The organism is Hymenobacter daeguensis (assembly GCF_054780555.1).
In genome coordinates this window covers 128,306-142,156 of the sequence record NZ_BAAGWC010000008.1, presented here as the reverse complement: position 1 = coordinate 142,156, position 13,851 = coordinate 128,306, and the positions used below count along the sequence as shown (strand labels likewise).

Genomic DNA, 13,851 nt, shown 5'->3' with positions numbered 1-13,851 from the left:
TTTCGCCCTACCTTTGCGGCCCGTTTGCCCCAACTCCGGTGGCAGGCGGGCCATTTTTATCATCCCCAAAACCACTTCTTTATGAAAAGCCTCGAGATTGTAGGGTTTAAAAGAGCGAATCTCGGTAAAACGGACGCCAAGGCATTGCGCCTCGACGCTCAAGTACCGTGCGTATTGTATGGCGGCAAAGACACCGTGCACTTCTCCGTGCCCGCTATCCTGTTCCGCGAGCTGTTGTACACGCCGGAGGCCCACATCGTGGACCTGAACGTGGAAGGCACCATGTACCGCGCCATCGTGCAGGATGCCCAGTTCCACCCCGTGAACGAAATGCTGTTGCACGTTGACTTCCTCGAGTTGCAGGAAGGCAAAGAAGTGAAAATGGACATCCCCGTGAAATACATCGGCGTTTCGCCGGGCGTACTGGCCGGCGGCAAACTGGTGAGCAAGCTGCGCAAGCTGAAAGTGCGGGCCACTGCCGACAACCTGCCCGACTTCGTGGAAGTAAACATCGGAGCCCTGGAGCTCGGCAAATCCATCAAAGTTGGTGCCGTGGAGCCCAAAGGCTACACCATCCTCACCAACGCGGCTGCCCCGATTGCCACCATCACCATCCCGCGTGCGCTGAAAGGCGAAATGGCCGGCAACCGTTAATAAATCCTGATTTTCGCCGGTTAGCCGTGATTCCGTCGATTGCGACGACGCGGAGAAAATCACTCGAAAAAGGCGCTTCTCACGAAGCGCCTTTTTCTTTGCCAGCCGGGTGGCCGCATTATTTTTCCGTCTATTCTGCCGTGCATCAGCGAAATCACGGTTAATCAGTCTTAATCAGCGATGAAGTTTCTGGTTCTTTGCCTGGGCAACATTGGCCCCGAATACGCCGACACGCGCCACAACATCGGCTTTATGGTGGCCGATTATCTGGCCGCGAAATTCGACGCGCCACGCTTCGAAATCGGCCGCCACGCCTTCACCACCGAGTTTAAGCACAAGGGCCATACCTATGTGCTGGTGAAACCCACTACCTACATGAACCTGAGTGGCAAGGCCGCCGCGCACTGGCTCGCCACGCTCAAAATCCCGAACGAAAACATGGTGGTGGTGACCGATGACCTGGCCCTCCCCTTCGGCAAGTTGCGGTTGAAAGGCCAGGGCTCGGCCGGCGGGCACAATGGCCTGAAAGACATTCAGGCCACGCTGGGCACCGATGTATACGCCCGTTTGCGCTTCGGCGTGGATGCGAATTTTCCCAAAGGCCGGCAGGTAGACTATGTCCTGAACCCGTTTTCGGCCGATGAATTAATTGAATTGCCGACGCGCATCGAGAAGGCCGCCGATGCGGTTTTGGCCTTTGGCGCAATGGGCCTGGAACGGGCGATGAATATCGTGAACGTCAAATAAAACGAGCGTTTGCCATTGCGCCTGAAGCGCAGCGCCACGCGGCAATCCGTCTGTAAATGCGCTTAGCTTTGGTATGCGGCAAAGCCATTTCTAAAATAAAAAGCCCCGGCTCTATTCCAGAACCGGGGCTTTTTCACGTTTTCGGGCTTTGCTATACCAGGACAGCAGATTGCCGCGTGGCGCTGCGCGCCACTGGCAACCACAATTAAGCTATACTGCTGCCGTTGCGCACCGGTTTGCTGGGCTGCATGAGGGCGAGGCTGCCATCGGCATTTTCGGCCATCAGCAACATACCCTGGCTTTTTATTCCTTTGATTTCGCGGGGCGCAAGGTTTAATAAAACCTGCACCTGCTGGCCAATCAGTGCTTCGGGAATAAAATATTCGGCAATGCCGCTCACGATGGTGCGCTCTTCCAGGCCCAAATCGACGGTGAGTTTGAGGAGCTTTTTGGTTTTGGCTACTTTTTCAGCGGCTGTAATGGTGCCGATACGCAAATCCATCTGGCCGAAATCATCGAACGAAACATCGTCTTTAGCCGGCATGACGGGCGTGCTGGCAAGCTGGTTTTCCTTCCTGGTGTCGAGCAGCTTCTGCACCTGCGTTTCTACCACGGCATCCTCAATCTTACCAAACAGCAGCGCCGGCTCCCGTAGCTGATGGCCGGCGAGGAGGGCATCGGAACGGCCCGCACTGGTCCAGTTGCCCACTTCGATGTTGAGCATGGTGGCCAGCTTTTGCGCCGACTCGGGCAGGAAAGGCTCCAGTAGCGGGGCAATTGCGGCGGCAATTTGCAGGGCCACATTCAGCACGGTGCCGGTGCGGGCGGCATCGGTTTTGATGAGGTGCCAGGGCTGGGTTTCGGCCAGGTATTTATTGCCAAGGCGCGCCAGGTTAATTACTTCGGCCAGGGCGTCGCGGAACCGATAATTCTCAATCAGCTCGCCGATTTTAGCCGGAAACTCGGCTAATTGGGCGAAAGCATCCTGGTCGATTGCCGTTAATTCTCCTAATTCGGGCACTTTGCCTTCAAAGAATTTGTGCGTGAGCACGGCGGCGCGGTTTACGAAATTACCGAGCGTGGCCACCAATTCGTTGTTGTTGCGCGCCTGAAAATCCTTCCAGGTAAAATCGTTGTCCTTGGTTTCGGGCGCATTGGCGCACAGCACGTAACGCAGCACATCGGCCTGGCCGGGGAAATCGGCCAGGTACTCGTGCAGCCACACGGCCCAGTTGCGCGACGTGCTGATTTTATCGCCTTCAAGGTTCAGAAATTCGTTGGCGGGCACGTTATCCGGCAAAATAAATTCGCCGTGCGCTTTCAGCATTACCGGAAAAATAATGCAGTGGAAAACGATGTTATCCTTGCCAATGAAATGCACCAGCTTGGAATCCTTGTCTTTCCAGTAAGTTTCCCACTCGTCGGGGAAAGCTTCTTTGGTGGCCGAGATGTAGCCAATAGGTGCATCGAACCACACATACAGCACTTTACCTTCGGCGCCGGGTACCGGCACGGGCACGCCCCAGTCGAGGTCGCGCGTGACGGCGCGGGGGTGCAGGCCCTGGTCAATCCAGGATTTGCACTGGCCATACACATTGGTTTTCCAGTCGTTTTTGTGGCCTTCAATTATCCATTCGCGCAGCCACGGCTCGTATTGGTCGAGGGGCAGAAACCAGTGCTTGGTATCGCGCAGAATGGGCTGCGCGCCGCTGAGCATGCTGCGCGGGTTAATTAATTCGGTCGGGCTGAGCGAGGTGCCGCAGCGCTCGCACTGGTCGCCGTAGGCATTTTCGTTGCCGCAGTTGGGGCAGGTGCCGACGATGTAGCGGTCGGCAAGAAATTGCTGTGCTTTTTCGTCGAAATATTGCTGCGTGGTTTGCTCGATGAATTTCCCTTCATCATTCAGCTTGGTAAAAAAGCTGCTCGAAACCTCGGCGTGCGTGGCCGATGAAGTGCGCGAATACACATCGAACGAAACGTTGAAATCTTTGAACGAATCGCGGATTAGCGCGTGGTATTTATCGACTACCTGCTGTGGCGTAACGCCCTCTTTCTGGGCCCGAATGGTAATGGGCACGCCGTGCTCGTCAGAACCACAAATAAATTTAACGTCGCGGCCGGCGGAGCGCAGATAGCGCACATAAATATCGGCGGGCAAATAAACACCGGCCAAATGGCCGATGTGCACCGGGCCGTTGGCGTAAGGCAGCGCAGCGGTAACGGTGTAACGCTTAGGAAGAAACGACATGATTAACAAGAAAGTGTGAAGCCACAATTGTCGGCTTTAAAAAAATAAAGCAGTGGAATTAGTGCGCAGCACAACGGAAAAACGAAAAAAGAGCAGAATTAAATCAACAAAAAAACTACGCAAACCGTTTGACGCTTAATTGATTTTATATTTGAGCGCGGCGGCTATTTAATTAGTGCATCACCTGGTCTTAACCTTCCTCTCTTTCACCTTCACCAAACAATTTTTTTCAGATGAAAAAACCTGCTTCTCCGGTTAAAACGGAAAAAAGTGCGAAACGCACACCGGAAGAAAAAGCGGCGCACAAATCGGCCAAGAAAGCCAGTCGCGCCACTACCGACCTTACCGATGACCGTGCCAGCAAAAAGGCCAGCCAGAAAAAGACCCTGAAGTCGGCAGCCAAGCAATTGCAAAAGGAGCTGAACAACCGCATGAACGAAGTGGTGACTCGCATCCGCAAAGAAACGAAGGCGAAGCTGAAGGAAGTAGTGAAAGAGGCCACGCGCCGGCTCGATGTTGATACGGAGCGCATGTTTGAGGAAGCCCTGCACACGATAGTACGCCACTACGACTCGGTGGCCGTCCCTGACGGCAGCAATAGCCCGGCAGCCCCCAGCGCAGCCAATGGCAGCAAAAAAGGCCAGACGCTGAACAAGGATGGCACGCCCCGCAAGCCGCGCACCGGCAGCAGCGCCCCGGCAGCGCCGGCCACCTCCTCCCGTGGGCGCAAGCCCGTTGCTGCCGAAGCCAAACCAGCTGCTACCGGTGCCAAGCGCGGCCCCAAACCCCGCGCCCAGTCCGCCTCCGCTCCTGCCCCTACCGGTGCCAAACGCGGCCCCAAGCCCCGCGCCCAGGCACTGCCGCAGCCCGAAGCCGATGTAACCAGTTCGGCAGCCAGCCCCAACACCGGCGAGGTAAGCGAATAGCCTACAGCCGCTATCAGGCCACACCACAGGCAGTAAAAAGCCCGCTTCCGGCATTCCGGAGGCGGGCTTTTTAGCAAGCAGCGGCCGTGGGCAGCCAACGGCTGCATCTACGGCCGGCGGGTGGTGTCGGGCAGGGGCGCGTCGTAGTTGAGGCGCTGGAGGCGGGTTTCGGGCGAGGTATTGTTGGGGTCGTTGGTGTTCACGTTCTCGATGCGCTTCTGGTTGTTGATGCCCGCCGCCTGCTCGCCGAGGCGCACGCGGTTGGGGGTAGCATCGGGCACGGCGTAGCCACCGCTGCTGGGCACACCGTTGCTGTTGTAGATGGCCCGGCGGTCGGCATCGGTACGCACTTCGGTGGGCACCGAAGTAGGTGCGGCGGTTTCGGAGGTTTGCTCCGAAACCGAGCAGGCCGCCAGCAGGCCCGCGCTTAGCGCCAAGCAGGCACCGATGGCGGAAAAACGAATATCCAGCATGAGACTATAAAAAAGCAGGCCGCCGGAATAGGCAGCCTGCTTCAAACGACAAACCGGGCCCGCTGGTTGAGCGCATCAGGCCAGGGCCGGGCTGGGCTGCACCGGCTTGATGCCATCCCAAAGCGCCATGCGCGCTTCGAGGCACTGAATGGTGACCTGCTGGGCTTCCTGCCACCGCTCGGGGCTTTCGCCGCACAGCTCGCGCACCATTTGCTGCGCCAGCGGCGCGTGCACTTCCTCATCCAGCTCAATATGGCGGTTGAGGTAGTAAGTGAAGGTGTCTAACTGGCCCGGAAACCGGGCCTGCAGCTCCTGCACCAATTGCCGGAACAAATCCGGAATCAGGTCTTCGCGACCGAAGGTGAAGGCGGCAGCTACTGCGTGGGGCTTGCCGGCATTGATGATATTGAACGTGGTTTCGACAAACTGCCGCACCGTTGCGGGGGCCTGGGCTTCGGCCAGCGCCTGGGAAATAGTGCGGCCGGCCGCCACGGCCGCCACCAGCCGGCGAATGGGTGCGGTGTCGGCCCCGCACTCCTCCATGGCCCGCACATACAGCTCAAAGTGGCTGGTGGGCCGGCCTTCGGGGTCGAGGTCGGTTTCTTCTTCGAGCACAATTTCATTGATTAAGCGCCGCGTGGCCGGGCTGGCCGTGGGCACCCAGGGCACCTGCACGCAGGTGAGCTCGCGCTGCAGCGCCTTGAGCAGCGACATAAAATCCCAGACTGCATACACGTGGTGCTCCATAAAGCGACGCAGGTCGGGCAGGGTGTGCAGGCGGTAGTAGAGGCCGTTGTTGAGCAGCAGCTGGCGCGTAGGCTCCACGGCTTTTTGCAGGTAATCGATGGGGGATGATGCGGTTTCCATAGAAGGGTAAGTATGAATATTTAACTACTGCCTTCTGTGGTTTCCCACCCACAACCGGCGTTGAGTTGACTTTACACCAACGAAAAGCCCCCCGACCTGGATTGCCGGGAGGCTTGATTTTGTGAATTTTCCTATAAAAGTACAGCCGTCTCTACTTTTTCTTCTCAAACACCAGCGCATTGCCATCCATGCAGTAGCGCTGGCCGGTGGGCTTGGGGCCGTCGTCGAAGACGTGGCCGAGGTGGCCGCCGCACTTGGCGCACACTATCTCGTCGCGGCTCATGCCGAAGCTTTTGTCGGAGGCCACTTTCACACTGGTGTTGGTGGCCGGGGCGTAGAAGCTGGGCCAGCCGGTGCCCGAATCAAACTTGGTATCGGAGGTGAAAAGCAGGTTGTGGTCGGCGGCGCAGTAGTAAGAGCCGGCGGCGTGGTTGTCGTGGTATTTGCCGGTGAAAGGGCGCTCGGTGCCCTGCTCACGCAGGATGTAAAACTGGTCGGGCGTGAGCAGCTTCTTCCATTCGGCCTCGGTGTGGCGCACCGGAAACTCGTCGGGCCTGCCGGTCACGGGCTGGGGCTGGAAGTAGGTTTTGCCGGCCACCGTGCGGGGCGGGGTGGGCGTATTGGCAGCTACGTCGCGCTTCTGCGAACAAGCCACATTGAGCGAAAGCACGGAAACAAGAAGCAACAGCAGGGAAAAGCGCATGGCGGAAATGGGGTTGAGGGTCAGGTGACCAACATACGGCGGCGGCGGCCGGTTCGGTCGGTGGGATAGACGAAAACCCGGCGGGAACCTTACGCCCGAGCTAATCGATTTAGGGCGACAGGCTTGGCTGCGCGGCGGGGTGCGGCAGCCGGGCTTGTGTTAATAGTTGAGTACCACAAGGCTTTGCGCTATTTTCTCCGTACCTTTGCACCCGCAAAACCAACCCATATGGCCCAGAATATTCGGAACATTGCCATCATCGCTCACGTTGACCACGGCAAGACCACCCTGGTGGATAAGATTATCCACGCATCCAAGATTTTCGACGCGCACCAGCAGTTCGACGACCTCATTCTCGACAACAACGACCTGGAGCGCGAGCGCGGCATTACCATCGTTTCCAAAAACGTATCGGTACGCTACAACGGCGTAAAAATCAACATCATCGACACCCCCGGTCACGCCGACTTCGGCGGTGAGGTAGAGCGCGTGCTGAAGCTGGCCGACGGCGTGCTGCTGCTCGTGGACGCCTTTGAAGGCGCCATGCCGCAGACCCGCTTCGTGCTGGGCAAAGCCATCGACCTGGGCCTGAAGCCCATCGTGGTGGTGAACAAGGTGGACAAGGAAAACTGCCGCCCCGACGAGGTGCACGAGCAGGTATTCGACCTCATGTTCAACCTCGGCGCCAGCGAAGACCAGCTGGATTTCGTGACCCTGTACGGCTCTTCGAAGCAGGGCTGGATGAGCACCGACTGGAAAGTAAAAACCGACAACATCACCCCCCTGCTGGACGCCGTGCTGGCCTCGATTCCGCCGGCTCCGAGCCTGGAAGGCACGCCCCAGATGCAGATTACCTCGCTCGACTACTCGTCGTTCGTGGGTCGTATCGCCATCGGCCGCGTGCACCGCGGAACGCTGAAAGAGGGCGCCAACATGAGCCTGATGAAGGCCGATGGTAGCATCAAGAAGGTGAAAATCCGCGAGCTGCACGTATTCGAAGGCCTGGGCAAAAACAAGGTAACGGAAGTGGAGAGCGGCGAAATCTGCGCCGTTTCGGGCATTGAAGGCTTCGACATCGGCGACACGCTGGCCGACTTCGAAAACCCGGAGGCCCTGGAGCGCATCAGCATCGACGAGCCGACGATGAACATGCTGTTCACCATCAACAACTCGCCGTTCTTCGGCAAGGAAGGCAAGTTCGTGACCTCGCGCCACCTGCGTGACCGTCTGTTCAAGGAAACCGAGAAAAACCTGGCCCTGCGCGTGCAGGTGACCGACAAAGAGGACTCGTTCCTGGTGTTTGGCCGCGGCATTCTGCACTTGTCGGTCCTCATCGAAACGATGCGCCGCGAGGGCTACGAGCTGCAGGTAGGTCAGCCTCAGGTTATTTACAAGGAGGACGACAACGGCAAGCGTCTGGAGCCGATGGAATTGCTCGTGGTGGACGTGCCCGAGGAAACCGCTGGCAAGGTGATTGAGCTGGTGAGCATGCGCAAAGGCGAAATGACCATCATGGAGCCGAAAGGCGACCTGCAGCACCTGGAGTTCCGCATTCCGAGCCGCGGCCTGATTGGCCTGCGCAACAACGTGCTGACGGCCACGGGCGGCGAAGCCATCATGAACCACCGCTTCATCGACTTCGAAGAGCACAAGGGCAACATCCCCGGCCGCATCGCGGGCTCGCTGATTTCGCTGGAAACCGGCCCCGGCACGGCCTACACCATCGACAAGATGCAGGACCGGGGCTCGTTCTTCGTGGACCCGGGCGAGGAAGTGTACGCCGGCCAGGTTATCGGCGAGCACACCCGCCCGAACGACCTGACCATCAACATTCAGAAAGGCAAGAAGCTGACCAACATGCGCGCTTCGGGCTCCGACGAAAACGCCAAGATTGTGCCCAAGCGCCAGTTCTCGCTGGAAGAAGCCATGGAATACATCCAGAAGGATGAGTACCTGGAGGTAACGCCGAAATCGGTGCGCATGCGCAAGATTCTGCTCGACGAGAACGAGCGGCTGCGCTACGCCAAGCAGGCCGACTAAGGACCGTGAATCTGGCCGATTATTGAATTTAGTAAGATGTAAAAGGCGCGGCTGTGATGGTCGCGCCTTTTGCTTTTTTTAGCAAGTTTACTTTTATGAATCAAGATACTTTAACCCGTTTTGTGCAGCTTTTCACGCTGAAAGACGCTGATGCTACCCAGCGCGTAAGCGAACGGCTGGCTTTGGTGCTGAAGAACCCAACAGGTTATCAGGAGCAATACGCCGAGGAATTGGAAGAGCGCGGCATTGTGGCGGTGCTGCCGGAACAGGAGCTGCGCGAAACCGCTCTGATTGATGCGTTGCTGAACGAGGAGCTGGTGTGGGAAAGTGACTGGAAGGACATTGCCTCTGACTTGGTTTATGGCGTCAATGAAACCCTGACGAAGCAGCAGCGGCCGGTACGGCTCGCTGAACCAGCCAAAGGCCGAACTGCCGTGACTGGTCCCGAAGCGCTGGACATTGTGCAAGACCTGGCAGAGCCGGTTGGGATGGCCTTGGTGCTGTTTACCCTGGATAGCGACTCTTACGCCGTGAGCGTAGTGGCCGATGCGCAAGCCGAGGAAGCCCGCCAGCTGGCAAAAGAGCTGGGCTTTGGCGTGACGGTTTATTAATTAGTGCCTTCCGGGCCTGCGTTAGCCATCAATGGTAACACAGGCCCAACCCGTTTCGGCAGCTGGCTTACTGCTCCACTGGCCTGGCATCCTTCCCAAGCCGGAACGCCGCCAGCAGGAAATAGAATGCTCCGAAAGCCGCATAGCCGGCCAGATTGACGATGCCCATGGTGGGTGCCTGGGCCATGGCGATGAACGATGCTCCGGCAAGCATGGACTGGCCGCCGCTCAGCATCATGGGCCACTGGCCGCCGAAGGTGCGCCGCCGCCGCAGGCCCAACACCAACTGAATAAGGCCGGTGAGAATGGCCCAGGCGCCGTACACGATGAGAACCGCAGGCACGCCCTGCTGCAGGGCCACGCTGACGGCCACGGTGGTGAGCAGGCCGATGGCAATGTTAGTGAATTGCGGCAGCTTGGACGACGCCCCACGATTGGCCCGAATATCATAGAAAGTGGCGGCCACGTCCCAGGTAGGATACACCAGCAGCAGGATGGCCGTGACGGTGGGCGAGGACTTGACGAAGGCGAGCAGCAGCCCAACCCAGACGAGCGAGAATGCAGCCCGCACGAAGTACAGGGTGCGCAGGGCGCGCGCGGTATTGGCCACGCGGAAGGGATTGACGGCGGTTTTCAGGGAAGCTTGCATGGGGCTTTGGCGTGAGGAATGATGATGGGACAAAGGTCCCGGCGCACCTCAGGCCGATTTTTCACCTAGGTTAAAAAGTGCGGAGCCCGTTAAAAAAAATGCTGCCGTACCCACCTCCCGGTTTTTTGGCCGTTACTTCCGGAGCGCTGGATGGTTGTAGCAGCGTTAGGCTTACTCCCTCATTCATTGCCCATGCTGCCTGATTCTCCTTACGCGCTGCTGAACCAACGTTTGCAAGCATTTGCCGGCCTCTCGGAAGAGGATTTGCGCCTGGCCGACGGCGCCTGGACCTTGCGCAGGATTGCGAAAAACGAGTTTTTCAACTTCCGCAATTCCGTGTGCCGGCACGTGGGGTTCATCGTGCGCGGGCTTTTCCGGGTGTATTACGTGGCCCCCGCTACTTCTGAGGAGCACGACGTCGTGTTCGTGCCCGAGGGGCAGTTTCTGACCTCGCTCAAAAGCTTGCTCACTGGCGAAGCCTGCCCCTACTACATTGCCGCGCTGGAAGACTCGGAGCTGCTGGTGATTACCACGGAGCAGCTGCAACGCCTCTACGCGCAGTCGCACGGCTGGGAGCGGTTTGGGCGGCGGCTGGCCGAGCAGTACCTGATTTTTCAGCAGAGCAAAACCGAAAGCCTGCTTTTTCAATCGGCCGAGCAGCGTTATTTAAGCCTGTTGCAGCAGTTTCCGGGCATTACCAACCGCGTGTCGCTGGGGCACATTGCGTCTTACCTGGGCATCAAAGGGCCTTCGCTGAGCCGCATTCGGGCGCAGCTGGGCCAGCGCGGGAAGTTCTGATTAAGCCCTGGCTGTCCGCTGCCGAATGGCTTCAAACGTGAGCACCGCCGTGGCCACGCTCACGTTGAGCGAGTCGATGCGGCCCATCATGGGAATGATGACGGTTTCGTCGCAGGCCGCGCGCATCTGTGGGCTGAGGCCGTCGGCCTCGGTGCCCATCACCAGCGCGGCAGGGCCCCGGAAGTCGTATTCGGTGTAGGGCCGGGCTTCGGGCGCGAGGGCGGCGGCGTGGGTCCGGATGCCTTTTTCCTTCAGAAAAGCCAGGATATCGGCCACCGGCGCGGCCACCGTGGGCACCGTGAACACGCACCCAATGCTGGCCCGAATGACGTTGGGGTTGAACAAATCGGTGCGCGGGTCGCCGATGAGGACGGCATCGACGGGCGCGGCGTCGGCGGTGCGGAGGATGGCGCCCAGGTTGCCGGGCTTCTCCACGGCTTCAAGCACGATGACGAGCGGATTGGGCGGCAGGCGCAGGTCGGCGAGGGTGCGGGCGGGCGTTTTCAGCACGGCCAGCAGGCCGTCGGAGCCTTCGCGGTAAGCCACTTTCTCGAACACCGGACGGCTGACTTCAAACCACTCCGGCGCATCTTTCCTGCCCAAAAACAGGCTTTTTAATTCGGCCAGGCCGGTTTCGCCGGCCAGCTCGGGGCAGGTGTAGAGCGTGGCCACGGCCACGCCAGCCTCCACGGCAATGGTCAGCTCGCGCAGGCCTTCGACCAGCGTGAGGCCCAGGGCCCGGCGCTCGGCCGACTTCTGCTGGAGCTTCAGCAATTGCTTGATGCGCGGGTTCTGGGGGCTGCTGAGGCGGTCGAGGGGAGCAAAGGGCATGGGCGCAAAGATACCGGCGACGCGGCGGCTCCCAACCTTGCGCCCGGCACGGGCGTAGGGCGGGCCAGTACCTTCGTGGCTTATGAAATCGAAAATTGACCCGAAAATCATCATCGGCTTTGCCCTGGCCATTGGGGTGCTGCTGCTCACGGCGGCGGCCTCGTTCTGGAGCATCAAGGGGCTGAGCGTGCAAACCAAAAACGTGGAGCACACCTACCAGGTGCTGCAGGAAGTGGAAGCCGTGACCTCGGTGCTGAAGGACGCGCAGGCGGGCACCCGGGGCTACCTGCTCACCGGCGACACGCTGTACCTGCGGCCCTACAGCATGGCCACGGGCCAGCTGCCGGCCAGCCTGGCGCGCCTGGAAACCCTTACCGTGGACAACCCGGACCAGCGGGCCCGGCTCGACTCGCTGCAGGGACTGGTGGAGCAGGAGTTTCGCATTCTGCGGCCCCTCACGGAGATTAAGAAATCCATGAGCCAGTCGGCCATGCAAACCCTGCTCGATACCGACCGCCAGACCCTGCGGCAGGTGCGTATTCTCTACGCCCGCATCAAGCAGAGCGAGCTGGCCCTGCTGGCCCAGCGCAGCGCCCTGCAGGATGTATTTGCCAAAGCCACGCCCATCGTGGTGCTGATTTCGGCCGTGCTGGCGGTGCTGATTGTGGTGTGGCTGGTGGTGAAAATAGTGCAGGAGTTGGCCGACAACCGCCGCCTGCAGGCCGAGCTGGCCGAGATTAATGCCGAGGTCGGCCGCCGCATTGCCCAGATTCGGGCCTTGGCCGAGCAGGTGGTGCAGGGCGACTACACGGTGAAGATTACCGACACGGCCACCGACAACCTCGGCGGGCTGGCCGCCACCCTCAATCGCATGACCCAGACGCTGGACGCCAGCTTCAGCGCCCTCGAAAAGCGCAACCAGGAGCTCGACCAGTTTGCCTACGTGGCCTCGCACGACCTGAAAGCCCCGCTGCGGGGCGTGACCACCATTGTGAAGTGGATTGAGGACGAGCTGGCCGCCGAGCTTTCGCCCCAGCTCCGCACCTACCTCGACCAGATGAAGGGCCGCCTCAGCCGCCTCGAAGACCTGATAAACGGCCTGCTGGCCTACGCCCGCGTGGGCCGCACCACCCAAACCCGCGAAACCGTGGACGTGCAGCGGCTCCTGCACGAGGTGGCCGACCTGGTGGTGCCGCCCGACTTCCAGTTGGAAATCGGCCCCGGCATGCCCACCTTCGAAACCGAGCGGCTGGGCCTGCAGCAGGTGTTCACCAACCTGCTCTCGAATGCCGTGAAGTACCACCAGCGCGGGGCCGGCCACCTCGCCGTGACCTGCCGCGATGCGGGCAGCTACTACGAGTTTCGGGTGCAGGACGATGGCCCGGGCATTGCGCCGGAGTACCACCAGAAGATTTTCCTGCTGTTCCAGACCCTGCGCGACCGGCACACGGCCGAGAGCACGGGCATCGGCCTGAGCATCGTGCAGAAAATCATCAACGAGCAGCACGGCTCCATTCGGGTCGAATCGGCCGTGGGCCAGGGCGCAGGCTTTATCTTTACGTGGCCGAAATAAGATTTAATTAACGGTCAATGATTAGGGGTTAATGAGTATTTCACCATGCCTGCCCGAGAATTACAGGCTCCGGGCCTGACCGATTTCTCCTTTTCATAGGTACCCATTAATCGTTAACCACCAATCACTACTTTATATGCGTTCCGTTTTACTGGTTGAAGACGATATTTTTGACACGATGACGGCGGAGAAATCCTTTGCCAAGTTCAACGTGCCGCACCAGCTCCACACGGCTTTCAACGGCGAAGAAGCCCTCGACCTGCTGCAGGGCCGCAACGGCACGGAGGCCCTGCGCCCGCTGCCCGAAGTCATTCTGCTGGATTTGAACATGCCGCGCATGAACGGCATCGAATTCCTGACCGAGCTGCGGGCCAACCCCGAACTGGCGCACATTCCGGTGTTCATCACCACCACCTCGAGCATGGACGTGGACCGCCTCAACACCGACCAGCTGGGCGTGAGCGGCTACATTCTCAAGCCCTTGGATTTTGAAACCGGCGCCGACCTGGCCGACAGCCTGAGCCTGCTGGAAAAGCTGCTGAAATAGCCCCGCCAGACGCCCGCAACCCAAGCGCGCTTCACGCGGGCTTCACGGCCTGAGGGCGGAATTTACGGCACCGGGTTTTCGTTTGCGGTTTGGAGTTTCGGCCGCCGGTTTGCCAGCTTTGGCAACTGGTCTGCCGTAATTCTGCCGAACGTTGGTACCTTGTTCGGCCTCCGGGCCTTCACCG

At 59.5% G+C, this 13,851-nt stretch carries 14 protein-coding genes; 8 read left to right on the top strand and 6 right to left on the bottom strand.

The window, feature by feature from the left end; genetic code table 11:
- The first annotated feature begins 81 nt into the window (after window positions 1-81).
- Together ACYVHT_RS11425 and pth are read left to right on the top strand one after the other, a co-directional pair.
- Window positions 82-654, top strand: coding sequence for a 50S ribosomal protein L25/general stress protein Ctc (locus ACYVHT_RS11425; protein WP_460551414.1), 573 nt, complete (start codon window positions 82-84; stop codon window positions 652-654).
- A gap of 180 nt (window positions 655-834) precedes the next feature.
- Window positions 835-1,401: an aminoacyl-tRNA hydrolase gene (gene pth, locus ACYVHT_RS11420; protein ID WP_460551411.1), complete on the top strand. Its 567-nt coding sequence runs from the start codon at window positions 835-837 to the stop codon at window positions 1,399-1,401.
- A 205-nt stretch (window positions 1,402-1,606) separates the two neighbouring features.
- Here pth and metG read toward each other — a convergent pair whose 3' ends face one another.
- On the bottom strand, window positions 1,607-3,649 hold the full coding sequence (gene metG / locus ACYVHT_RS11415) for a methionine--tRNA ligase (protein ID WP_460551408.1): 2,043 nt from the start codon (window positions 3,647-3,649) through the stop codon (window positions 1,607-1,609).
- 233 nt (window positions 3,650-3,882) lie between these two features.
- On the opposite strand from metG, the gene ACYVHT_RS11410 reads away from it, so the two are divergent.
- Window positions 3,883-4,575, top strand: coding sequence for a hypothetical protein (locus ACYVHT_RS11410; RefSeq protein WP_460551405.1), 693 nt, complete (start codon window positions 3,883-3,885; stop codon window positions 4,573-4,575).
- A gap of 107 nt (window positions 4,576-4,682) precedes the next feature.
- On the opposite strand, the gene ACYVHT_RS11405 is transcribed toward ACYVHT_RS11410, so the two are convergent.
- The 3 genes from ACYVHT_RS11405 to msrB form a co-directional block, all read right to left on the bottom strand.
- The gene (locus ACYVHT_RS11405) at window positions 4,683-5,048 is read right to left on the bottom strand and encodes a hypothetical protein (protein WP_460551402.1); all 366 of its coding nucleotides are present in this window, start codon (window positions 5,046-5,048) and stop codon (window positions 4,683-4,685) included.
- Window positions 5,049-5,123: 75 nt separating this feature from the next.
- Window positions 5,124-5,915, bottom strand: coding sequence for a DUF3050 domain-containing protein (locus tag ACYVHT_RS11400; RefSeq protein ID WP_460551399.1), 792 nt, complete (start codon window positions 5,913-5,915; stop codon window positions 5,124-5,126).
- A gap of 151 nt (window positions 5,916-6,066) precedes the next feature.
- Window positions 6,067-6,618, bottom strand: a complete 552-nt coding sequence (gene msrB / locus ACYVHT_RS11395; RefSeq protein WP_460551396.1) for a peptide-methionine (R)-S-oxide reductase — start codon at window positions 6,616-6,618, stop codon at window positions 6,067-6,069.
- A gap of 228 nt (window positions 6,619-6,846) precedes the next feature.
- Between msrB and typA the strand changes: the two genes are divergently transcribed.
- Together typA and ACYVHT_RS11385 are read left to right on the top strand one after the other, a co-directional pair.
- On the top strand, window positions 6,847-8,658 hold the full coding sequence (gene typA, locus ACYVHT_RS11390; protein WP_460551393.1) for a GTP-binding protein TypA/BipA: 1,812 nt from the start codon (window positions 6,847-6,849) through the stop codon (window positions 8,656-8,658).
- 56 nt (window positions 8,659-8,714) lie between these two features.
- On the top strand, window positions 8,715-9,269 hold the full coding sequence (locus ACYVHT_RS11385; protein WP_460551543.1) for a DUF6630 family protein: 555 nt from the start codon (window positions 8,715-8,717) through the stop codon (window positions 9,267-9,269).
- A 67-nt stretch (window positions 9,270-9,336) separates the two neighbouring features.
- Here the strand turns inward: ACYVHT_RS11385 and ACYVHT_RS11380 are convergent, their stop codons facing one another.
- Entirely contained in the window at window positions 9,337-9,918 is a 582-nt protein-coding gene (locus ACYVHT_RS11380; RefSeq protein WP_460551390.1) for a hypothetical protein, read from the bottom strand.
- Between the two features lie 192 nt (window positions 9,919-10,110).
- On the opposite strand from ACYVHT_RS11380, the gene ACYVHT_RS11375 reads away from it, so the two are divergent.
- A complete protein-coding gene (locus ACYVHT_RS11375) occupies window positions 10,111-10,716 on the top strand; it encodes a Crp/Fnr family transcriptional regulator (RefSeq protein WP_460551387.1) in 606 nt (201 codons plus the stop codon).
- Here the strand turns inward: ACYVHT_RS11375 and ACYVHT_RS11370 are convergent, their stop codons facing one another.
- The gene (locus ACYVHT_RS11370; protein WP_460551384.1) at window positions 10,717-11,547 is read right to left on the bottom strand and encodes a TrmH family RNA methyltransferase; all 831 of its coding nucleotides are present in this window, start codon (window positions 11,545-11,547) and stop codon (window positions 10,717-10,719) included.
- A gap of 82 nt (window positions 11,548-11,629) precedes the next feature.
- Between ACYVHT_RS11370 and ACYVHT_RS11365 the strand changes: the two genes are divergently transcribed.
- Both ACYVHT_RS11365 and ACYVHT_RS11360 read left to right on the top strand, forming a co-directional pair.
- Window positions 11,630-13,120 carry a sensor histidine kinase gene (locus ACYVHT_RS11365; RefSeq protein WP_460551381.1) on the top strand — a complete coding sequence of 497 codons (1,491 nt, stop codon included), beginning with the start codon at window positions 11,630-11,632 and terminating at the stop codon, window positions 13,118-13,120.
- 136 nt (window positions 13,121-13,256) lie between these two features.
- On the top strand, window positions 13,257-13,667 hold the full coding sequence (locus tag ACYVHT_RS11360) for a response regulator (protein ID WP_460551378.1): 411 nt from the start codon (window positions 13,257-13,259) through the stop codon (window positions 13,665-13,667).
- The last annotated feature ends 184 nt before the right edge of the window (window positions 13,668-13,851 follow it).